This window comes from uncultured Paenalcaligenes sp. (assembly GCF_947630565.1).
In the GTDB taxonomy this organism is placed as follows: Bacteria; Pseudomonadota; Gammaproteobacteria; order Burkholderiales; family Burkholderiaceae_B; genus Paenalcaligenes; species Paenalcaligenes faecalis.
Map to the genome: position 1 here is coordinate 14,245 of NZ_CANRIC010000019.1, position 20,920 is coordinate 35,164.

Here is a 20,920-nt window from a genome sequence, read left to right on the forward strand (position 1 = left end):
CTTACTAAAAACGTCTGGAGTGGAGTTCATATTCATGACTACTAAAGCGCCTAGCGCCACAGCCTCAAATCAAAAAGAAATAGCCGTTGAGCCTTCTTGGTGGCATAACGCCAAAGAAAGTACCGCCTTTATTGTAGAACGACTTTTGCAACGCAACCTAACTCAAGTCGCCTCTAGCTTAACCTTTACGACTATTTTGGCTATTGTGCCTTTATTAGCCGTCGTGTTGTCACTGTTTACCGCCTTTCCATTATTTAATGATTTTAGAGATGCCCTACAAGGTTTTCTGACCTCTAGCCTGATGCCGGAGGCCGTCTCTGAGAACGTGATGGAGTACCTCAATGACTTTGCCGCCAAAGCATCTAGCCTAACCGCTATTGGTAGCTTATTTTTGATTATTACGTCAATTATGCTGCTATCAACCATTGACGAAACATTTAATGCCATTTGGTATGTCACGGAAAAACGTCCACTGGCACAACGTATTTTGGTGTATTGGGCCATCATTTCCTTGGGCCCCATCGTCATGGGTGCAAGCCTATGGGCCAGTACCGTTCTAGCACAAGAATCCTTTGGTTATATAGGTAGCCTGTCAACCTTGACCTCTTTTGCCTTGTCGTATGTTCCTTTTTTAATCACCGTTATGGCTTTTAGTGCACTATTTGCCTACGTGCCAAACAGAAAGGTGCTGTGGCGTGATGCCATTGTAGGTGGGGTTGTCACGACACTTTTACTTGAAATTCTAAAACAAGGCTTTGCCTTTTACTTAAAGCAATTTCCTACATACACATTGATATATGGCGCATTTGCTACCTTACCTATCTTTTTAATGTGGATGTATCTCTCTTGGTTAGTCGTATTATTAGGGGCTAGCTTAGTCGCTACCCTACCCAGTTTACGTCGTCGCAACTGGATTAGCACACACCAGCCAGGAGCAAAATATCTCAACGCGCTGTCTTTATTGGCTTTATTATGGAAAAAACGAGCCCAAACACCGCTAGGCTTAACGCTTGATGACATAAGTAGCACCCTAAAACGTAACCCTTCTGACCTAGCTGATTTACTGACCACCTTAAAACAACTCGGTTATGTCGTAAATACAATAGAAAAAGAGGAGGAGCGTTGGGTATTAGCCTGTGATCCAGCTATTACTCCCTTAGCACCTCTGGTTGATACGCTTTTAGTGGATCGCAACCAAGCGGATACTGCCGTCGCCTCTAGCATGGTTGAATTAATTAATGTTAGCGTGGCCAATCCAGCGCTTATGTTAAATACCTTGCTCGTCAATCCTGATAAAATACACTTGTCCAGCAAGCAAATAGAAAAAGAAATGCTTGTTACCAGCAAACACCAAGGAGATCATTATGTTGAAAGTCAGTGAAATTCTACGAGTCAAAGGGGATATCCTCTACACCGCTACGCCAGACATGCCTATCACTCAAGCCATCGAGGTCATGAGTGAACAAGACATTGGCTCATTGGTGGTGATGGAACATGGCGAGCTAGTCGGCATGTTGACCTTCAGAGAAATCATTCGCCATCTACATACTCATGGCACTAAAGGCAACACCTACACCGTACGCAGTATTATGGATGACGCCCCGATTAGCGTAACACCTAATACCAGTGCAGACGAAGTTCAACGTTTGATGTTGGAAAAACATGCCCGTTACCTACCAGTTATGGATGGTCCCGTTCTACAAGGGGTAATCTCTTTTTATGACTTGGCTAAAGCCATTGTTGAGGCGCAGCAGTTTGAGAACAACATGCTGAAAGCCTATATTCGTGACTGGCCTACTGACACCCTATCAGACAAATAGACTCAATACGCTGTCATCACACCTCAATCAATAACAGGTATATTGATTGAGGTATTTTTTTATTTATTTTTGTTTTCATAACGAGCTATGACGACCTTACTAACCCAGCTCTCGCTGCATACCCCTATCGTTCAAGCCCCGATGGCGGGCGTCTCTACAGTTGCTTTGGCAGCTGCTGTCAGTAATGCAGGAGGTCTAGGCTCATTGGGTTTAGGTCATCTCAGCACCCAACACGCTCAAGAGCAAATCCAACAATTAAAAGCACAAACCTCAGGTCCTTTCAATGTTAATTTTTTTGCTCATCAACCAACCCAACCCTTTCCTGCCCAAGAGCAGCAATGGTTAGCCTTGTTAGAGCCTTACTTTGCAGAGTTTAAAGCGGTCGCTCCAACGTCACTACACGCCCCCTATCAAAGTGCAGTGAATAATGAAGCGCTTATTGATATGCTCTGCCTAGAGAAACCTGCTGTGGTTAGCTTTCATTTCGGATTACCTGATGCGCAAGCAATTACACGACTGCAAGCAGCAGGTATTCAAGTCTGGGGCTGCGCCACGAACCTTTACGAGGCGCTAAGCCTACAAGAGGCCAACATTAATGCCATTATTGCGCAAGGCATTGAGGCTGGGGGGCATCGAGGTATTCTACATCCCGATACCGACCAGCAAATAGGACTTTTTAGTTTGCTGCCGGTACTGCGGCAATATATCAAACTCCCTTTAATTGCTGCAGGCGGTATTATGACTGGCTCTAGCATTGCGGCAGCTCTTCACCTAGGTGCAGAATTAGCTCAAATGGGAACCGCTTTTATTTTATGCCCAGAATCAGCTGCCGACGAACATTACCGAGCTAATTTACAATCCATTAATGCTTTTCAAACTACCCTTACAGCCGTTATCTCGGGCAGACCGGCACGTGGTATTAAAAACCGCATGCATGAAGAAGTACATGAATTCATTGAATATGTCCCAGACTACCCGATCGCCTACAGTGCAGCCAAAGCCTTACATGCAGCGGCTAGCAAACAAGGCTGTCATGACTTTGCCGCTCATTGGGCTGGTCAAGGTGCGCCTTTAGCCCGTGCTTTACTAGCTACTGATTTAATGCAGCAGCTTAAAGCAGAGTTGCAGGTGGCTCTAGATCATTAACAGCTGCAGCCTGCAAAAGCTGATCCCATGCTTCTAGCAGTACTGCCGCATCATTACGGGCCATTTGATCTGGGTCAGAGAGATGGCGTCGCCATTGACGAGCGCCTTTTTTACCATGAGCCCACCCCAACATTGCCTTAGTAATCTGTCGAGGGCGCACCCCAGTTGCAAGCTCAGCCTGTAAATATGCATGCATAGCGTGTAGTACTGCGTCTTCGGACAGACGGGGAGTACGAGGCCAGATCGCATCATGCATCTGACCCAACACAGCTGGCGTATGCCACGCTGCTCTGCCTATCATTACACCATCAAAGGTGTTCAGGTGCTGTACAGACTGCTCTACCGTATTAATTCCCCCGTTCAATACAAAAATCGCATCAGGAAAATCGGTGGTTAGCTGGGCAGCCATATCATAACGTAAGGGTGGCACATCCCGATTTTCCTTAGGGGACAGCCCTTTCAAAACCGCATTGCGCGCATGAACAATAAAGACCCGCACCCCTACCTGATATTGAAGACCTACAAAATCACGCACAAAATCATAAGACTCGTTATAGTCCAAGCCAAGGCGATGTTTTACTGTAACCGGCACGCCCACAGCGTCTTGCATGGCTTTTAAGCAGTCAGCGACGAGCAAAGGTTGGTTCATGAGACTGGCTCCAAATGATCCTTTTAGAACTCGATCAGAAGGACAGCCACAGTTCAGGTTGATCTCATCATAGCCCCACTGCTCTCCTAGCTTAGCACTTCTAACTAACGCGTCTCTATCACTGCCCCCTAGTTGCAAGGCGACAGGGTGCTCAGACTCATCAAAACGCAAATGACGCTCTACATCGCCATACTCTAGGGCTCCAGTCGTAATCATTTCAGTATAAAGACGAGCATGAGGAGCCAATAAGCGATGAAAATAGCGACAGTAACGATCCGTTACATCTATCATTGGTGCCACACACAAAGCCCATGGGCTGGGCTGAGGCTGGGGATCGGTTTGGCTCAAGGCCGTATTTGAATGTAGACTCACAACATACCTATATGTAGTAATCAAAAGCTAATAAGCAGTAATAGGCTTTATACTAGCTATTTCCTATAATGGCGACCTATCTTATTAGGCCGTACTCGCTGTTTCTATTTTATTGATAATTTTAACCACATGGCTGTTTTTACTCCTGTCACCGACGCCGATGCGCGCGATTTATTGCAAAACTATGAGTTGGGCGAACTCATTTCTTTACGGGGCATCAGCGCCGGCATTGAAAACACCAATTATTTTCTAAATACAACAAAAGGGGAATATGTACTGACCCTGTTCGAAGTCCTAACCTACGAGCAGCTCCCCTTTTATATAGAACTCATGCACCATTTAGCTCAAAAAGGTGTGCCAGTTCCTTCGCCACAAACACTCAAGAACGGCGCACGCCTGACAAAATTACACGATAAGCCATGTGCTATTGTAAGTCGCTTAGATGGTAGTTTTGTACCTGAGCCCACCGCTGCTCATTGTGCATTGGCGGCAACCACATTAGCGCAAACGCACTTAGCAGGCCAAGACTATAAAATAGTCCAACCTAATTTACGCAGTCTACCCTGGTGGGAAAAAACCATCCCTGCCGTTCTGCCTTTTTTAACCAGCACACAAACAGACCTAATTCAAACCGTACTTGTAGAACAACAAGCCTTCTTTCACAGCGACATTTTTAAGCAGCTACCTTTCGGCCCAGCCCACTGTGACTTGTTCCGTGATAATGTGCTTTTTGCGGGTTCCGATGAAAATCCTATCATGGGTGGTTTTATTGATTTTTATTTTGCCGGTTGCGACACCTGGATCTTTGATGTGGCTGTCAGTGTTAATGACTGGTGTATCGAAAGAGAAACGGGTGCGTTTAAACTAGAGCTATTAACCGCTTGGCTTAAGGCCTATGCAGAGATTCGCCCCTTTACTGAAGCCGAAAAAAACGTGTGGCCCCTCGTGCTACAAGCCGCTGCCTTGCGATTTTGGGTATCGCGTTTGTATGATTTTTTCTTGCCTCGTCCGGCTCAGACCCTAAAACCACACGACCCCACGCACTTTGAGCGCGTTTTAATCCAACGTCGTCAATCACAGCATTCTCTTGAAGAGTTACTAGGATAACGCATGCAAGCAGCACGTCTTCCCATGAGTTACGGTTGGGCTTGGCTTATACAAGGTTGGGCCTTATTTAAGCGCCAACCGATGGCTATGCTCTTTTGGAGCCTAATGACTAGCCTATTGATAAATATTAATTATTTAATTCCTATTTTAGGACAAGTTGGCTTAATTATCGCTACCCCCACTTTAGGTTTCATTGCCCTGAACGCTTGCTTACATATAGAACGAAATCAAGCAATGCAAATGGGAATGTGGTTAGCTCCCTTAAAAAACCCCGACACTAAAAAAGCCATGCTGCGCCTGGGCTTAGCCTACTTTCTGTGCTGCTTAGTCGCTGGCTTGCTTGCCGTTTTACCCTTTAGCAATAGTATTATGTTGGCCATGTCGGGTGAGGAAATCGTTCCCGCCCAAGTGCTCAGTGCGGTAAAAGCACCTTTTTTCTTATTTGGTGTCTTTTATATAGGCATTTCCATTTTATTTTGGCATGCTCCCGCTTTGATGGGATGGCATCAAATACCATTAAAACAAGCCTTGTTCTACTCCATGGTTGCCTGTTGGCGAAACAAAGGCGCTCTCATTATCTTTGGCTTATGTTGGGCTGCTATCTATATAGGATTACAGTTTATCGCTGATGGTTTGGTCTTGGTATTTGGTGCCTCCGTTGTACATTTTTTGCTTACCCCATTAAATTTATTAATGATGGCTATCCTATACAGTAGTTTTTATCCTATTTACCGCAGCGTCTTTGGCCAAACATCGTCAAACGCCAATGTATAGTCTGTGATAACCAATTAGTGCTTTGTAACGCCACCATTAATTGGTGGCGTTTTTTTATGGATAGTGACTCGCATTCCAAGACACCAAAAGCTCGTAGGCAATAACGAATACGATTAGGAGCCAATCGTACCCAGTTTCCTATGGGCTGCCCTTGCGCATCCACAAACAACACCCACAGCGAATGCCTTAAGCCAAAACTATGAACAGCTTGGCAATGCGCAAAAAATAAAAAAGCATTTTTGTGTCTAAATTGCCTCCAACCATGGTATCTAGCCCAAAGCCCATGAGCTTGGTATATGGCTATAGTATTCATAAGTTTTGCCATAGCTGAAAAAACAGTGGGTAGCCAATCACTAAAAAAGTACACGGAAAAATACACACTACCAAAGGCAATAGCATTTTCACTGGCGCCTCTAAGGCCTTTTTTTCTGCACGCAAAAATCGCTCTTGACGGCGCTGATGTGCCTGTTGACGTAACAGTGGCCCTAAGCTGCCACCCAACTCGAAGGATTGCTGTAATGCAGCAACAAAAGCATGCGCCTCATCCAGAGCCACCCGTTGCGCAAATCGCATAAAGGCCTGATCTCGATTTAACCCCGTACGCAAATCATCTAAGGTTAGCTGCAAGTGACTCCGCAGCTGATGCGAGGGTAACTGTGCCACACATAATTGCAATGCACTCTGTATCCCCATCCCAGCCTCTAGGCTCAAGGTCAGTAAATCAAGCATGAACGGAAATTCTCGCTGCATTTGCTGCTGTTGCCTACGTATCTTGCGTTGCAAAACAGACACCGGATACCAATACATAGCACTCGCTAATCCTAGCGACCACGGAACACCCGATAACCATTTCCCTCCCCATCCCCACCACATCATCAAGCATAGAAAAAAAGAGGCTAAAAAAGCACCACATTGATAAGCAAAAATTTGCTCAACTGGTACGGATGACTGACCTACATGAACCAACAAACGAGCTAAACGCTGTCGGTGACGCCAGCCCAATAAAGGCTGACACACATGACGCCAATAACGCCACCACGCACTGACCCATGATGAGCTCTTTGTTCCTTGCTTGCTGTGCCACACAATAGGCCAAAGTAATCCTGCGCAAAGCATGACCACCCATAGCATCAATAGAAAAAGACTTAGGCCTAACCACATGGCAATCTCCTAAAGGCTGACATTCACAATACGCCGGATAAGCCACAGTCCAATCAGCTCCAGCAAGACCACTGCTACTAAAACCATCTGCCCGGAAGGCTGCTGCCATAACGGTGCAATCAGCTGATAGTCAATGACATATAACGCCCCACCAATTAACAACGGCAGTAAAGCCATAACCCACGCTTGCATTCGACCTTGCGCGGTTAAGGCGCGTATCCTGCCCTCTACGTACAAACGCTGATTAATGGTCTGTGCCATACTTTCAAATAGCTCTGCTAAACCACCTCCACTTTGCCCGGATACCGCAATTGCAGATTTAAATAAACTGCTGCTTTCACATGGCATGCGCAGATATAAACGTTCTAAGGCCTCTGTAGGACTGATTCCCATCCGCTGCTCTCGAAGCAGTAAGCCCATTTCCTGAGATAAGGGAATGTGGCTAAGAGGCGTAATACGCTGCATGGCAATGGCTAAACTGCTTCCTGCTCGCAACGCCCCAGCCAAGGCCAAGAGATAATCAGGCATTTGACGCTCAAAACGAGCTAAGCGGCGCTGTTTTAAGACTCGTAAATAAAGAGGCCATAAAAAAAAACCTATGCCCATAACTACGGCTAATAGAAACAACGATCCTCCCATCAGCCAAAAAAAGAGCAACAAAGCACCGAGAAAAACAATAAAAAACGTAAATATATCTTGCCCACGTAAAAAAACAAAACTAGCCGCGAAGTGATGTTCAGAGTGCTGCTCAAAGTGTTTTTTATGTTGTTGGCTCCAACGCCATAACCAAGGAGGTAAAAACCAAATTAGCGCCATGACAGCTACGGCACATAGAGCAAGGCTAAGACTAAGCCACATGGCACTGACTCCTAGGGGTTAAACCACTGTGCATCAACACACTGTGGCTGATCCGCAAAGCAATGAGGAAATAAACCGTTAGCCTGAAAACACAGATTATTTACATTAAAACCAAATAAATCCTGTGTTTGTATACGTCCACTTTCTATGCCTGTAATTTCACTAATACTGCTGATGACTCGCCTACCATTGTTTAAACGGGCTTGTTGCACAATAATTTGCACCCCCGACGCAATGTGTTCGCGCACAGCCGCTAAGGGTAAATCCATACCCGCCATTAAAATTAAGGTTTCTAGTCTAGCTAAGGCGTCACGAGGACTATTTGCATGCAAAGTGGTTAAAGAGCCTTCGTGGCCTGTATTCATTGCCCCCAACATATCAAAGGCCTCAGCTCCCCTACACTCACCCACTACAATTCGATCGGGTCGCATGCGCAATGCATTACGCACTAAGTCCCTGATGGTAACGAGTCCTTTACCCTCACTATTCATCGGACGCGCCTCAAGACTCACCACATTACCCTGATCCAAACGTAACTCAGCAGCATCCTCTATCGTAATAATTCGCTCACTTGTGGGGATATAGGTAGAAAGTATATTGAGTAAGGTCGTTTTACCACTACCCGTGCCCCCTGCTACCAACATGTTTTTCTTGTTTTGAACACAAACTTTTAAGAACTCTGCCATCGGCGAGCTTAAGGCGTCAAATCCTAACAGGTCATCTAAATCCAATCGTTTTTGACTAAATTTTCTGATGGTTAAACACGGCCCAGCAATCGCAATAGGAGCAATTACTGCATTCACTCTCGACCCATCTTTGAGTCGAGCATCTACCATAGGAGAGCTATCATCAATCCTTCGACCTAAAGGACTAACGATTCTATCTATTACTGCTAAAAGAGCGGACTCACTACTAAAAACATAAGAGCTACGTTCACAACGCCCTTGGCGTTCAATGTAAATCTGCTGATGCCCATTGACCATAATTTCACTAATATCTGCCTGCTCTAAAAGACGCTCTAAGGGGCCTAGCCCTATTGCCTCATCAATCACCGTACGCAATAAGTCAGCCTGATCTATATCCGCATCTAAAGGGTTTTTGCTTAAAATTAGCTCCAAATGCCTGTGAGCTTGATCTCTAAGCTCTTGATCACTCAAGTCTTCAATTTCCTTGCGACGCAAATCTAAAGCAGCCACTAACTGTTGGTGTAAACGTAGCTGTAGCGCTAGAGGGGCAGGAGCCGCATTTTCTTTAATAGGAGGCGCATGCAATGGCACTAATGGCTCTGCCACGGCTATATGTGTTACTAACTGCTGAACCTGCAATAAACACGGGCCTATCACTATCTGATCAGTAACCTGCAATGGCCCGTAACGACTTATCCGTTTATCGTTTACAAAAGTGCCATGCAAACTGCCGTAGTCTTCAATGTAAAGCGTTTGACCTTCTTGGAAAATGCGCGCGTGCTGCTTAGCCACACGCCATCCGTTTAAGATCAAATGATTCTCGTTACCTTTACCTATCAGCACAGGCAGCGTATAGCTAACACGCTGCTGATCCCCATTTTGATGATGCAACTCAAGGTGTATCAACATGAAAACTCTCCTCTGATTCCCATTGTGAACCTTGCCCTTGCCAAGGATTCCATCCTGTAGAAATGGGTTTGACTTCGTTAGCGATTAAAGGCACATTCAACACCGGAGCCTCGAAAGTTTCCTTGAGGATATGCTGTGCTCTATGTACCCGCTCAGTAACCTGCTGATGCTGAGAGTCCACCAATACGGGTGTGACAAAAATAGCAAGCTCTGTTTCATTACGTTGAAAACGCTTGGACTTAAACAAGGCTCCTAATATAGGAATACCACCCAGACCGGGAACCTGATGACTGTTTTCAGACATATCCTGAGAAATAAAGCCAGCTAGAACTAACGTTTGACCTGACTGCACATTAAACTCGGTGCTAGCTCGTCGTGTTTTTAATGAGGGGCCTGTAGGAATTGATAGGCTTGGATCAATAGAGCTAACCTCCACATCTACATGTGAACGGACTGCGCCATTACTTTCTAAGAAAGGTGTGATCTTCAAAGACACCCCATAAGGTTTAAAAGACGTATTGGCATTGCCATTATTATCTGTGGTTGAGTAGGGCACTTCGCCCCCAGCCAAAAACTCTGCTGTTGCCCCACTCCGAGCCAATAATTGAGGCTGTGCTAATACCACCGCCTGACCCGTTTGGGTTAAGGCTTGAATCCGAGCCGACAACAACGCATTTAAACCAAAATAACCTGCAACTGCCCCTACTTGGTAAGGGAGAGGTATGACGGTTTCTCCTGGCCTATCGAGCAATTTTTTGCTTCCCCCATCCCATGCTAGACCAGCATGCACACCCCCCTCTGACTGATCAGACCAACGAACACCGATTTCTCGCATAAAATTCCGAGGTATCTCTAAGACCTGCACATCAAGCAGCACCATAGGCTCCCATAGCATGGCACTACTAAGATCCACAATCTGTGTGTATTGTTTTTTTAGCTCATCAAGCTGTTGTCTGTGCTGCGCACTTAATTGAGCCCCCTCGACGACGACCTTATCCCCTACCTCTGTAACAGTGAGATTAGGAATACGTTGCAGTAACTGCTTTAGCTCCCCCAGTGCCTGCTGTTGCACCACATCTTGTACCGTTATCTGATAGCTCTGAAAGGAGCCATGAGTAAACCAAACCGTCAGGCTACTGCTGCCCACATTACGGGCAAAAACCAAGACCTCTTTATCGTCAGAAGTTATGGCATTAAGCACATGCCCGTCACCCACAGCCACTCGTGCTACATCGGGCAACGTTAGCACCCGCATATCCCCCACCTGCATACGCCATTGAGTCTGGGCTAATCCCAAGTTCGGCCATAGATATAAGCTCAACATCCCCAGGCTAAGCCATTTAATCCACCAACGCATGTTGCACCTCGTATTGATAACTTAACTGCTCTGGCGTCTCTACGTCTAATACAGCACTACGTGGTGCATTAGGTATTGCATCGACACCTCGCACCTGCCGACTGGTTTTATTGCCATAAATAATAGGTACTGTCTTGAACTCAGCACTGGGCTGATTTACCCCTAATAACGTTGCCAAGTCTCCGCGCACACCCTTATTAGAAAGCTGCGCATCATGCGGATTTCGCAACATAGCAGTAATGCTCCCCGTTTGACGTGCAGCGACGAGCTTGGCGCCGTCCTCTGGAGCTAAATCAAAGGTAACCGTGGCGTAATGCCCAGCCTCTTGACTGGGCATGTCTGAAGTATGCTCATCGGTGGCTAAGACGAGTACCCCTTGTAATAAAGGAGCCGTAATCTTTCGTCGTTGATGATCAAAACTGACATATAAGTCCACCAAATCACCAGCTCGTAGCAAGCCAGCTAAAGAGTTAATTTGATCTACTGGCATAGTCACAGCACGACGACCTGCCACCAGTCGCGTAGAAAAAGCGGCGACTTGTGTTTGACTGATATGCAACGGCAGCACCATATCTCCGGCTGCCACCTCTGCCCGTAACGTACCGCCCAGTAAGCGTTGGTACTGGCTCACGGAAATACTATTAGTAGGCACCATAGATAAAGGAAAAGCCCGCGTGGCTAAATGGGTCTCAGTCAATACCGTACCTGCGGCTAAAAAATGAGCGGCGACGACTCGCTCAATCATGGGTTGCTTATTTTTCTGCGCAAGCAAATCACTTTGCTGATGCAAATAGCGCTGTCCTGCCCAAGCCGCCAATACCCCACAAACCAAACAAACCCCTATCCAAATCAAAACCTTATAATGCGATGCAATGTGTTTCACGATGTTCTCCTTAGGTAGCCGGCCACCACAGCACATGCCAACGCTCATCATTAGGGTCATGCCAAATCAACATTTTTTTCGCCTCCTTATGCCAATCACACCAATCTACTGATTCACAAGCATTTGCTTTCCAGCCATGTTGTAGTAATCGTGACTGCACTAAGCGCCGCATCACCTCTTTAGGTCTATGCGCTTGAAATATAAAATACGTAGCAGACTGCTCTACATGTTGCATCATCCAGCTATGCTGAAATAAACCGGTAAATACCTGAGGTGGCTTGGGATTCGGCTCTGCTTGCAGCGCTAAACTTGATAACCAACCCTGACTACCTGTTGACTGAGCAGACAATAAAATTAAATAGTGGGTGTGTGCTTTTTCAAAACTTAATAGCCACGCCGTCGGTAATCGTTGTACCTGTAAATCTTCATCAAGACGACGTTGAATCTGCTGAGCCACATCGACAACTGATTTCGAACTAGTAAAGCGCTGACTTGTTACCTGCTGTCCTTGCCAATGCCAATGTTCTGCAGCTAACCACTGCACAGGCAAATCATGAAAAGCAGGCAGTAGTTGCGCTGTGCTAGGCATATAAAAAAGGCAGCTACATAAAAAAAATACAAATCGCATGGCGTACTCCTAAGGCAAATGTAAGGCGGGCACAGATTCTTGCCAGGGCTCAAGCCAATCTATAGTGGGTGCCTTACGCCCCCAACCCAAATCGACTGCTTGTAAAAAAGGACTTAATGCCCCTATAGTGACTTGAGATGTCTTTTGAGCATGTGCCCATAACGAGGGGCTAGCAGTTAGACGTTGAGTCATATTTTTATCACTCTGGGCATGCCCAGCCCCCACCCAAATGCTGGTCTGACTTTTAACCGCCATACTCGGTAAGAATGCAAAAGCATTCGTGCTCCATATCGCCGTTTTTAGTGCATTGCTTTGAACTGACTGACTTTCAAAACGCCAACGATCAGAAGGCCCTAGCACCCCTTCTTTTTGTGCTTGCTCGATAAAAAAAGCCCCATGAGCCATCCCACCTAAAGAAAGCCTTTGACTATTCTGCTGGTGACTAATACCGCTATATAAGCCCTCAATATAAGAAGGGAGTTGGGCGTCAACCTGTCCTAACTCATAGCTTTGGCTAAATCGAAAAGCACTTAATGCCGCATGATGCTGAGCTTGCACCTTCACCTGCTGCCAACGCTGCAACCAAACTAGCCCCCATATCAACAATAAAATAGAAGATGTTACGACTACCATTTCTAGCATGGCCTGACCTTTTTGCTGCGACATAATTAATCTCCTACTAGCTGTTGTAAGCGTTGATGCCACGAGGTGTTTTGTAACCGTGCCTGCCAAAAAGGATGGAAAAGATTATTACTTTCTTTTCTTCTATCTGTGCGCTCGATGGGACGTACAAAGTAACTCTCCGCTTCGCTTGAGCTATGTAAAATCTGCCCTTGAGGACCGGCAAGTCTCAAGGTGGTATTAAACCCAATCACCGTATTAGGCTGTACCGTATTGAGATAACGCCCTAAGCCGCTACCCCGCCATTGCTGTTGATCTTTTTTCGCCCAAGAACTTGCTAAAGGGTTGGTGGTCCCACTAAAAATATTCCAATTTGTTTTTTCTTGAACCCATCGCCAAAAGTCCTGCTGACTAAAATCCATAGGGGCATCATCGATAAAATCTCCGGTAGGAGTTTGTTTAGATTGGGTCGGTATCCACGCCCAGCCCATCGCATATTCTCTGTGGTAGCAGCCAATCCAACGATTCGCACGCAACGCATGAAAGGACTGCGTATCCTCTGAGCGCCATAAACCTTGCTCATCTAATCTCGTCTGCCCACGACGTCGTAACTCGTGCCTTTTATGGGGACAACGAGCATCTACTACCCATACATTACGGGCTGTATGGTTACGCTCACTTAAGAAGGCATAGTGATTGAGTAACTCATGCAACCACGGGCTTAAAGAACTGGCTGATTGCCAACTAACTTGCTCTGACCAATTTCCCTCATGAATGACTAATTCCACTTGGTCATTGTTTTTGGTGAAATCAAATTCGGGGTAGTTATCTTGTAATACTTGGCGAATCACTTGCTCTCGCCATTGGGGGAGCTGGGTATAAATGGCCTGACTGGCGGGCTGTAAAAGCCCAAGAGTAAAGGCATCATGGGTTTTAAAGGCCTGTCCTAATGCACCTGAAAACTGTGCATGGCGCTGCATACCCTGAGCCATATTAGCGGCCTCGTAAGCGACCCCATGCTGCGGCCCAAACATCATGGTAATCAAACTCGCTGGTGGGTTTCTTTGCTGAACGCGCATGGCTTCTGTACCAGCAAAATGCGCCCATGATGCCATCGTGATGAGATGAGCCATCGCAATTTGATGCCCGGTATAAGCACGATTCAAATAGGCGGTGTAATTCAATGCTTGTGACTGCATAATAGCCCCGCTATATGTTGCTGCATCTAAGGCATGTCGCTGACGCACGCTGGCATGATTTACCTCTCCCACATAAAAGAATCGCACCAGAATCAAGCTAAGCAACACGGAAAAAAGTAAACCCAAAGCCAAGACTTGCCCCGACTGCCCGTGAGCATGGCTAGACCTATTGCCCACCTGCTTGACCCGCATTGCCTGTAAAGCTTTGTAGGCTTTTACTCTCTGTTTGGGCTGTACTTAAATTAGCTGCATCTTGTGCTTTTTGAGATTCGGCGGTGCCGTCTTCCCCGGCTAATTCTTTAGCCATTGCGGCGGTTTGCGAGCGTACAACCTGACCAAACAATTGAAATACAGCAATAGCAGCTACTGCGACTAAGGCAACAATAATGACGTATTCCACCATCCCCTGTCCCCGCTGATTTTTATTTTTTTTCCACATCATGCTCTCCTTATCAATCAATGAATTAAGAACAGTATGAAATTTTTTAGCAGGGAATCCTATTCGCAAAAATCACAACGGACAAAAATATCAAGGGATCGACTCCGTCTGCTCTAAACGCAAAAAAGACGCTTAACGCGTCTTTTTTATCTATCACCTACAGAGGTTAAATAATGAGTTAACGTATATTGACCTGAATCTGCCCTAAGCCCTCAATTACCGCACGCATTTGATCACCTGCTTGTACTGCCCCTACACCTGCTGGTGTTCCGGTCATTAACACGTCTCCGGCTGATAAGGTAAAAAAGCGTGATAAATAGGCAATTGACTCTGCTACATTCCAAATCAACTGTGATAAATCGCCCTGTTGGCGTAGTTGATTATTCACATATAAAGCGATTTCGCCTTGAGTCAATTCACCCGTTTTTACTCTAGGGTGCACGGGACCAATTAACGCTGATGCATCAAAGGCCTTACCTGTTTCCCAAGGGCGTCCTTGTTTTTTAGCTGCAGCCTGCAAGTCGCGCCGCGTCATATCTAACCCAATTGCATAACCGTAAATTGCCTCGGCGGCTTGCTCTATACTTAGGTCTTTGCCGCCCTTATCTAGCATCACGACTAACTCAACCTCATGGTGTAAATCCGAGGTCTGGCTAGGATACGGCATACAACTGTTACCACTATCATCGACCACCACAATCGCTTGCGGTGGCTTACAGAAAAAAAACGGATCCTCACGCCCACTGTGACCCATTTCCTGTGCATGCTCTACATAATTTCGACCAACACAAAAAATACGTTGTACCGGAAACTGTGCATCTACGCCATGAATGGCCAACCCTATCGGTTTAGGAGGAGTGAAGATCCATTGCATTATTTTTCTGCCTTGTAACGTTCAATACTGCTGGTGATTTCAGCTTTAGCGGCATCCGCATCAGCCCAGCCTTCAATCTTAACCCACTTGCCTTTTTCTAAGTCTTTGTAACGCTCAAAGAAATGCTGAATACGGTCTAGCTCTTCTTGAGGTAGATCTGAAGGCTGGTTGATATGGCGGTAGGGAGGGTATAGCTTAGTTACAGGCACTGCTAACACTTTTGCATCACCGCCCGCCTCGTCTTCCATATTCAATACGCCGACGGCGCGACATTTAATGACAGCGCCAACTTGAATAGGAAAAGGAGACAATACCAATACATCAACTGGATCGCCGTCTTGAGAAATAGTCTGTGGCACATAACCATAGTTACATGGGTAATGCATGGCGGCCAACATAAAGCGGTCCACCATCACTACACCCGTGCTGTCATCAATTTCGTATTTAACTGGGTCTGAATTCATTGGAATTTCGACAACTACGTTAAATTCTTCTGGGGCATTATCGCCGTAACCAATCGCAGTTAAGCTCATTGTTAAGCCTTTTATAAAGAGTAAGTTAATCTCGGGACCGATGAGAATCATCGGAAGTCATGCTGACATCTACCCCTGGAATGGGAGCAGAATCAAAATAGTGTTCGTCATGTGAATCGGTGTCTGGGGTTGATGCCTGATAGGCCACAGGCTCGGAATCCTCGAATACACTACTATCCACAGCACTAGCGGCTATAGGACGAGTATTATCCGCGATGAGAGGCTCATCGGGCAAGTGACCATCGACCAACGTTGGATCCGCATTCAAATCAGCCGCAGGTAATAAACGGTTAGGCGGCATAATAGGTAAAGCCCCTGCCGTCAATGCTGCAATACGCCAATGGTAAATGGCCTCGTCTTGACGACCTAACACATCATACAACTGGCCCAATAAAGCATGAATACGTAAGTCATTGCGGACTTTCATACTGCGTTTTAAATAATGCTCTGCTTGGCCCCAAAGTTGCCCAGTGATGCATAAACGTCCTAAGGCTGCTAACAAAGCTGGGTCCTGAGGATATTTTTGCAGCCATTCCTCGGCTTTACTTAGGCGACGACTATAGCACTCTTGTGGACAACGGGCATAAGCACTAAGCAGCTCGGGCGCTGGTTTTTGTTGAATGGCAGGCTCAAGAATACGTGCTACTTCATCATGCTTATCATGGGCAGATAAAAGCTGAGCCGCGGCTAATGCCACGCTGACTAGACTTTTTTCTTCGGTGCGTAGGTCATTCCAGATGGTTTTAAACTGCTCTAAGTCAGCAGCCTCTATCCGTTTAGCAGCGGAATACTCGATATAGTCTAAAGCCTCATTTTTATCAATAGCACTGCGACGTAATAACAAACGTGTTAGTTCGTAGACGCGCTCATAATCCTCTTGTTGACGATACGCCTTGAGCAACAGACGAGTTGCGTGAAAATGACGAGAGCTAGCGTCTTGGACTGGCTGCAATAAATCAATCGCTGCTTGTGCTTGATTATGCTCTAAGTACATTTCGGCAGCGGCAGTCGCGTACGCCAATTTCAATCTGGGATCATCACCCGCATTTTTTTGTGCGGCCTGTAATGATTCATCCCTACGCTGATACTCATTCAAATACTGAGAGGCTTGCGCAGCAGCTAAACCGGCAACCACTTTAGAGGTTTTAGATCGTGTTTTAGACTGTAGTTTAGAGAGTTCTTTTTCTGCCTGAGCATAACGCCCCTCTAAGACACTAATCCATCCGTTTTGCAATAACCCCTGGTCACGTTTCTCTGCTCGACGTTGGCGCCAAATTTTAAATCGCTCTGGACTACCTGTAAGCCATGACAACAGACGCAGTAAGGCATAAAAGGAAAAGAACAGCACGATCAGTCCAATCACTGCAAAAGTGATAGAGAAACTAATGTGCCAAGGGGGGGCTACGATCAATACATTACCACTGTGATCACGCAACACCAAAGCTAATGCGACGGCTGCCACAAAAACGATAAAGGTCCAAATCCATGTTTTCATGTCTTAGCCCACCTGTGATTGCGAAGCCCAACGAGCATGCGTTGTCGTCTGAGAAGCAGAAGAGCTTGTCGTCGGTTGATCGGATACCGGCTCAGCTATTTGCGCCTCTGGCTCCGGTTCAATTGGATCTACTGGCTCAGGTGGCGGGGTCTCCTGTGTTTGTAGAGGTGTATCCGACTCTAGGGCTGAGGTAGGCTTATCTGACCCCTCGTCAAGCGGTGCACTTTGATCCGCTTGCTTTAAACTCTCTATCGCAGCCAAGGTATTGTCGACCGTAGGTAATTTGGTATCAATATCAGTATCTGCTAATTTAGTCGCCAACGCTAAAGCCCGCTGTGTCACAGCCAAGGCAGGATCAAATCGCTGCTCAATGGCCTCAACAATGCGAGACATTTCGGCATTCCAAATTTTGGGCTGTTTCGTCATCAACGAAAGCTGAGCCATCGTAATACGTAAGTTCAAGTTATCTCTGAAGCGCTCAGCTTGCTCTGGTGATATCAATAACGCGGCTGTGTCATCAACCCGACGTACACTCACAAACTGGCCTAGGTCTTGGCTTATGGTTTGCCAACCTAATTGGGTTAGCTCTGCGGCACTGGTTAATGTGCGCTGCCACCAAGGAGTATCCGTCTCTGGGGTTTCTACTGGCTGAGCGTCTGTAGCGGTATCTGGAAGTTCTGTAGTTTGATCACGATGAATAGTGTTATTTTTATTATCAGGCACATATAAAGGAGCCGTGGCAAGCAATTCACCTAAGCGATCCAACTGGGATGTTAATGTTGCCACATCTATCACTTGAGCTGCGCGCAACCGATCCACATCCCCATTTAGCGTTTGTGCCAACAGGGCTAAGGCCTGTCGATTTGCATGAGACAACCGTGCCTGAGCCGTTTCCAACGAAACAATGGCATTTGCCAAGTTTCCACCAATCAGGAGTTGCTGCTGAGCTAAAATGACTAATTGCTCAATGTCATTGAGCAACATAAGATCCGAGCCTGAATCCGTAATGGTTTGCACTGCCGCACCAATATCATCCAGCTGTTCTCGGGTTGACGAGAGCTCTTGGGTGAGTCGTTGAATCTGTTGAGCCTGATTTTGGACTAGGCTTAACGCACGATTAGCCACCTGCTCATTATTTTTTGCCTGTTGCACCACCAAACTAAGTTGGGAGTCGTATTGATGGCTCAAGTGGTCTTGGTTTTGTTGTATATACCACATTGCACCACCGCCTAATAATGCGGCTGCCAATACGGTCAGCACCACTGGACCCGTCGCCCCTTTCGATTTTTTAGGACGAGACGGAGTAGCTGCGGGTGTGTTCACTGCAGTCTCATTTGCTTGAATCGTAGTATCTTTTTTATCTGTCATAACTCGATTGTAATCCGTGAAGCATTATTTGGGCATAGCTGCCGACAACAAAGCGTCTAGCATAGCTGGCTGACTGGGAGCACATAGCGTCATTTGACGAGAGGCCTGTGCGCAAGATAATGAAGTTAAATTCTCTAGACTCTGGGCAATTCGGGGATGAATGGCTACAAATGAGCTTTGCAACCATTTTTCTTCTAGACCTAACCGTACCATATTCGTATAAATAGCTTGGGTACTTTCTGAGCTAGTGAGTAAAGTTATTACATCACTGGGTTGCTGCAAGGCTACAGTTAGCTCCTGCGCATCCGTCTCGGCCCATTGTGCTGGAACCCGCTCATAAATAGAACAACGTATTAAGGTTTTTTGCGCATCAATCAACTGCTGCCCTAACCATTCTCGGCCTTGTTGACCACGAACGAGCAAAACGCGTTCAAATCGACATAAGCGGGGCTGCAATAACAGCCACAATGCCTCTGAGTCTTGATAGGGATGGTCTGCAGGAGGATGAATTAACTCTAGGTTTGTTTCTAAGCCCGCATCATAAAAAGGCTTGGCACTGGCGGCGCCAACGGTAGCAATACATTGCCCCTTAGGTAGTGACAAGCCCTTATTAGCCAATAGCCGTAGATATAAGGAGGCTGCCTGAGCACTCACAAACACCAACAAATCGAACGAGTCGGGCAAATACTCTGGGCTCAGGCTAGTTAATGTAGGCTGAATCGACAACGCGGGTAGCTCAATCGTACCTAAGCCCTTAGCCTGTAAAGCAGAGGCTAAAGCCGTATTTTTACCTTTAGGTCGCGTTAGAACTACGGTTGTCACCAGGCTACTCCTCTTCGGGCAAGCTAAGTTTCGCTAAAATAGCATCAGCACCTTGGTTCAATAAATCTAGCCCAACTTGTTTGCCTAGGTATTCGGCTTCGGTTGCTGGACCACGTAGCTCAGCGCGATAAACCACAGACGCATCCGGCTCGGCTACTAAAGCTCGTACCCAAAGCTGATCCCCGTCTAGTTGAGCATAGGCAGCCAATGGCACCTGACATGAACCACCTAAAACACGCGTCACTGCGCGCTCGGCCTCTGCCCGACAGGTAGAGTGTTGACAGGCTAAAGGGGCTAACCACGCTTTCATGTCCTCGCGGGCTTCGTGAATCTCAATCCCTAAGGCCCCCTGTCCAGCAGAAGGCAAACTATCTTCGATAGAGATAGAGGAGCGGATACGGTCAGCTAGGCCTAAACGTTTTAACCCGGCTGTCGCTAAAATAATCGCATCGTATTCACCTGCATCTAGCTTAGCTAAGCGCGTATCTAAATTACCACGCAATGGCTTAATCGTCAGATGGGGAAAACGTTCACGCAGTTGAGACTCACGACGCAAGCTAGATGTGCCCACCACTGCCCCTGAAGGCAAGTCCGCTAAGGCGACATATTGATTAGATACAAAGGCGTCACTGGGGTCATCACGCTCCATGATGACGGGCAGTGCAAAGGGAGCAGGCACGTCATAAGGCACATCTTTTAACGAATGCACAGCTAAGTCTGCCCGACCGTCTAAGAGCGCTGTCTCTAATTCCTTAATGAACAAACCCTTACCGCCAATTTTGGACAAACTACGATCAAGAATACGATCACCTTTGGTGCTCATACTTAAGAGTTCGACCTGACATTGCGGATATAGATGTTGTAACAGAGCGCGAACGTGCTCTGCTTGCCATAAAGCCAAACGACTGGCACGAGTCGCAATCACTAATTTTTTAGGGGTTGACATACTAGCCTGCAAAATAACGTGCAATGGCTGCACCGATTAAACCCAAAGCCGCCAAAATAGCTAAACCTTGTAATAAAGAAAGACCGGATTCAGCCTTTTTTCCATTTTCATCTGAGGAACTCATGTTTTTTCCTTTCGCCGTTTTGGTTCAATACAGCCCTAAGTATAAAACGATTGAACGGGCTTAGATAGTGCGGCTTGAAGCTCACCCAGCTAAAGCAAGGTGATTCTTGTTGTCATCGGTTTAGGCGCCGTGATATTCAATCACGCCCG

At 46.5% G+C, this 20,920-nt stretch carries 22 protein-coding genes; 5 read left to right on the forward strand and 17 right to left on the reverse strand.

Translation table 11 applies throughout. From position 1 onward, the window contains the following. Positions 1–34: 34 nt before the first annotated feature. From Q0Z62_RS05455 to Q0Z62_RS05465, 3 genes are all read left to right on the forward strand, one after another. Positions 35–1,381 carry a YihY family inner membrane protein gene (locus Q0Z62_RS05455; protein ID WP_298051841.1) on the forward strand — a complete coding sequence of 449 codons (1,347 nt, stop codon included), beginning with the start codon at positions 35–37 and terminating at the stop codon, positions 1,379–1,381. Continuing rightward, complete coding sequence (locus tag Q0Z62_RS05460; protein ID WP_298051843.1) at positions 1,365–1,820, forward strand: CBS domain-containing protein; 456 nt, start codon at positions 1,365–1,367, stop codon at positions 1,818–1,820. Before Q0Z62_RS05455 ends, Q0Z62_RS05460 begins: the two co-directional genes overlap by 17 nt. 87 nt (positions 1,821–1,907) lie before the next feature. Beyond that, complete coding sequence (locus Q0Z62_RS05465; RefSeq protein ID WP_298051848.1) at positions 1,908–2,966, forward strand: nitronate monooxygenase; 1,059 nt, start codon at positions 1,908–1,910, stop codon at positions 2,964–2,966. On the opposite strand, the gene dusA is transcribed toward Q0Z62_RS05465, so the two are convergent. Then, positions 2,932–3,963, reverse strand: coding sequence for a tRNA dihydrouridine(20/20a) synthase DusA (dusA, locus tag Q0Z62_RS05470; RefSeq protein WP_298051921.1), 1,032 nt, complete (start codon positions 3,961–3,963; stop codon positions 2,932–2,934). The genes Q0Z62_RS05465 and dusA overlap by 35 nt on opposite strands. Before the next feature lie 153 nt (positions 3,964–4,116). Here dusA and Q0Z62_RS05475 point away from each other — a divergent pair, with 153 nt between their 5' ends. Next, positions 4,117–5,094, forward strand: coding sequence for a homoserine kinase (locus tag Q0Z62_RS05475; RefSeq protein WP_298051854.1), 978 nt, complete (start codon positions 4,117–4,119; stop codon positions 5,092–5,094). A gap of 3 nt (positions 5,095–5,097) precedes the next feature. Then, complete coding sequence (locus Q0Z62_RS05480) at positions 5,098–5,868, forward strand: BPSS1780 family membrane protein (RefSeq protein ID WP_269901866.1); 771 nt, start codon at positions 5,098–5,100, stop codon at positions 5,866–5,868. Between the two features lie 309 nt (positions 5,869–6,177). On the opposite strand, the gene Q0Z62_RS05485 is transcribed toward Q0Z62_RS05480, so the two are convergent. The 16 genes from Q0Z62_RS05485 to Q0Z62_RS05560 all read right to left on the reverse strand — a co-directional run bounded on the left by Q0Z62_RS05485 (position 6,178) and on the right by Q0Z62_RS05560 (position 20,771). After that, a complete protein-coding gene (locus Q0Z62_RS05485) occupies positions 6,178–7,029 on the reverse strand; it encodes a type II secretion system F family protein (RefSeq protein WP_298051858.1) in 852 nt (283 codons plus the stop codon). A gap of 9 nt (positions 7,030–7,038) precedes the next feature. Then, positions 7,039–7,887: a type II secretion system F family protein gene (locus tag Q0Z62_RS05490; protein WP_298051861.1), complete on the reverse strand. Its 849-nt coding sequence runs from the start codon at positions 7,885–7,887 to the stop codon at positions 7,039–7,041. Between the two features lie 11 nt (positions 7,888–7,898). Further along, positions 7,899–9,482: an ATPase, T2SS/T4P/T4SS family gene (locus Q0Z62_RS05495; protein ID WP_298051864.1), complete on the reverse strand. Its 1,584-nt coding sequence runs from the start codon at positions 9,480–9,482 to the stop codon at positions 7,899–7,901. Further along, entirely contained in the window at positions 9,466–10,839 is a 1,374-nt protein-coding gene (locus Q0Z62_RS05500) for a pilus assembly protein N-terminal domain-containing protein (protein WP_298051868.1), read from the reverse strand. Before Q0Z62_RS05500 ends, Q0Z62_RS05495 begins: the two co-directional genes overlap by 17 nt. Beyond that, positions 10,823–11,722 (reverse strand): Flp pilus assembly protein CpaB, encoded by a 900-nt coding sequence (gene cpaB / locus Q0Z62_RS05505; RefSeq protein ID WP_298051874.1) that lies wholly within the window; start codon positions 11,720–11,722, stop codon positions 10,823–10,825. Before cpaB ends, Q0Z62_RS05500 begins: the two co-directional genes overlap by 17 nt. Before the next feature lie 10 nt (positions 11,723–11,732). Further along, positions 11,733–12,350 (reverse strand): hypothetical protein, encoded by a 618-nt coding sequence (locus Q0Z62_RS05510; RefSeq protein ID WP_298051880.1) that lies wholly within the window; start codon positions 12,348–12,350, stop codon positions 11,733–11,735. A 9-nt stretch (positions 12,351–12,359) separates the two neighbouring features. Further along, a complete protein-coding gene (locus Q0Z62_RS05515; RefSeq protein ID WP_298051883.1) occupies positions 12,360–13,016 on the reverse strand; it encodes a hypothetical protein in 657 nt (218 codons plus the stop codon). Positions 13,017–13,018: 2 nt separating this feature from the next. Next, entirely contained in the window at positions 13,019–14,347 is a 1,329-nt protein-coding gene (locus tag Q0Z62_RS05520) for a hypothetical protein (RefSeq protein ID WP_298051889.1), read from the reverse strand. Further along, complete coding sequence (locus Q0Z62_RS05525; RefSeq protein WP_269902167.1) at positions 14,337–14,609, reverse strand: hypothetical protein; 273 nt, start codon at positions 14,607–14,609, stop codon at positions 14,337–14,339. Before Q0Z62_RS05525 ends, Q0Z62_RS05520 begins: the two co-directional genes overlap by 11 nt. 178 nt (positions 14,610–14,787) lie before the next feature. Further along, a complete protein-coding gene (locus Q0Z62_RS05530; protein ID WP_298051894.1) occupies positions 14,788–15,483 on the reverse strand; it encodes a fumarylacetoacetate hydrolase family protein in 696 nt (231 codons plus the stop codon). Further along, positions 15,483–16,016 carry an inorganic diphosphatase gene (ppa, locus tag Q0Z62_RS05535; protein ID WP_269901856.1) on the reverse strand — a complete coding sequence of 178 codons (534 nt, stop codon included), beginning with the start codon at positions 16,014–16,016 and terminating at the stop codon, positions 15,483–15,485. Before ppa ends, Q0Z62_RS05530 begins: the two co-directional genes overlap by 1 nt. Positions 16,017–16,041: 25 nt before the next feature. After that, positions 16,042–17,511: a heme biosynthesis HemY N-terminal domain-containing protein gene (locus Q0Z62_RS05540; protein WP_298051901.1), complete on the reverse strand. Its 1,470-nt coding sequence runs from the start codon at positions 17,509–17,511 to the stop codon at positions 16,042–16,044. A gap of 3 nt (positions 17,512–17,514) precedes the next feature. Continuing rightward, positions 17,515–18,879 (reverse strand): uroporphyrinogen-III C-methyltransferase, encoded by a 1,365-nt coding sequence (locus tag Q0Z62_RS05545; protein WP_298051904.1) that lies wholly within the window; start codon positions 18,877–18,879, stop codon positions 17,515–17,517. Positions 18,880–18,903: 24 nt separating this feature from the next. Further along, positions 18,904–19,701 (reverse strand): uroporphyrinogen-III synthase, encoded by a 798-nt coding sequence (locus Q0Z62_RS05550; protein WP_298051909.1) that lies wholly within the window; start codon positions 19,699–19,701, stop codon positions 18,904–18,906. A gap of 4 nt (positions 19,702–19,705) precedes the next feature. Next, positions 19,706–20,647, reverse strand: coding sequence for a hydroxymethylbilane synthase (gene hemC, locus Q0Z62_RS05555; RefSeq protein WP_298051914.1), 942 nt, complete (start codon positions 20,645–20,647; stop codon positions 19,706–19,708). A gap of 1 nt (position 20,648) precedes the next feature. Further along, complete coding sequence (locus Q0Z62_RS05560; RefSeq protein WP_269901851.1) at positions 20,649–20,771, reverse strand: hypothetical protein; 123 nt, start codon at positions 20,769–20,771, stop codon at positions 20,649–20,651. Positions 20,772–20,920 lie beyond the last annotated feature (149 nt).

Bases quoted from the DNA above. Each gene is read 5' to 3' on its own strand.
- Q0Z62_RS05455 (WP_298051841.1), top strand. From the start codon at position 35: ATGACTACTAAAGCGCCTAGCGCCACAGCCTCAAATCAAAAAGAAATA.
- Q0Z62_RS05460 (WP_298051843.1), top strand. From the start codon at position 1,365: ATGTTGAAAGTCAGTGAAATTCTACGAGTCAAAGGGGATATCCTCTAC.
- Q0Z62_RS05465 (WP_298051848.1), top strand. From the start codon at position 1,908: ATGACGACCTTACTAACCCAGCTCTCGCTGCATACCCCTATCGTTCAA.
- Q0Z62_RS05475 (WP_298051854.1), top strand. From the start codon at position 4,117: ATGGCTGTTTTTACTCCTGTCACCGACGCCGATGCGCGCGATTTATTG.
- Q0Z62_RS05480 (WP_269901866.1), top strand. From the start codon at position 5,098: ATGCAAGCAGCACGTCTTCCCATGAGTTACGGTTGGGCTTGGCTTATA.
- Q0Z62_RS05485 (WP_298051858.1), bottom strand. From the start codon at position 7,029: ATGTGGTTAGGCCTAAGTCTTTTTCTATTGATGCTATGGGTGGTCATG.
- Q0Z62_RS05490 (WP_298051861.1), bottom strand. From the start codon at position 7,887: ATGTGGCTTAGTCTTAGCCTTGCTCTATGTGCCGTAGCTGTCATGGCG.
- Q0Z62_RS05495 (WP_298051864.1), bottom strand. From the start codon at position 9,482: ATGTTGATACACCTTGAGTTGCATCATCAAAATGGGGATCAGCAGCGT.
- Q0Z62_RS05500 (WP_298051868.1), bottom strand. From the start codon at position 10,839: ATGCGTTGGTGGATTAAATGGCTTAGCCTGGGGATGTTGAGCTTATAT.
- Q0Z62_RS05510 (WP_298051880.1), bottom strand. From the start codon at position 12,350: ATGCGATTTGTATTTTTTTTATGTAGCTGCCTTTTTTATATGCCTAGC.
- Q0Z62_RS05515 (WP_298051883.1), bottom strand. From the start codon at position 13,016: ATGTCGCAGCAAAAAGGTCAGGCCATGCTAGAAATGGTAGTCGTAACA.
- Q0Z62_RS05525 (WP_269902167.1), bottom strand. From the start codon at position 14,609: ATGTGGAAAAAAAATAAAAATCAGCGGGGACAGGGGATGGTGGAATAC.
- Q0Z62_RS05530 (WP_298051894.1), bottom strand. From the start codon at position 15,483: ATGCAATGGATCTTCACTCCTCCTAAACCGATAGGGTTGGCCATTCAT.
- ppa (WP_269901856.1), bottom strand. From the start codon at position 16,016: ATGAGCTTAACTGCGATTGGTTACGGCGATAATGCCCCAGAAGAATTT.
- Q0Z62_RS05540 (WP_298051901.1), bottom strand. From the start codon at position 17,511: ATGAAAACATGGATTTGGACCTTTATCGTTTTTGTGGCAGCCGTCGCA.
- Q0Z62_RS05545 (WP_298051904.1), bottom strand. From the start codon at position 18,879: ATGACAGATAAAAAAGATACTACGATTCAAGCAAATGAGACTGCAGTG.
- hemC (WP_298051914.1), bottom strand. From the start codon at position 20,647: ATGTCAACCCCTAAAAAATTAGTGATTGCGACTCGTGCCAGTCGTTTG.
- Q0Z62_RS05560 (WP_269901851.1), bottom strand. From the start codon at position 20,771: ATGAGTTCCTCAGATGAAAATGGAAAAAAGGCTGAATCCGGTCTTTCT.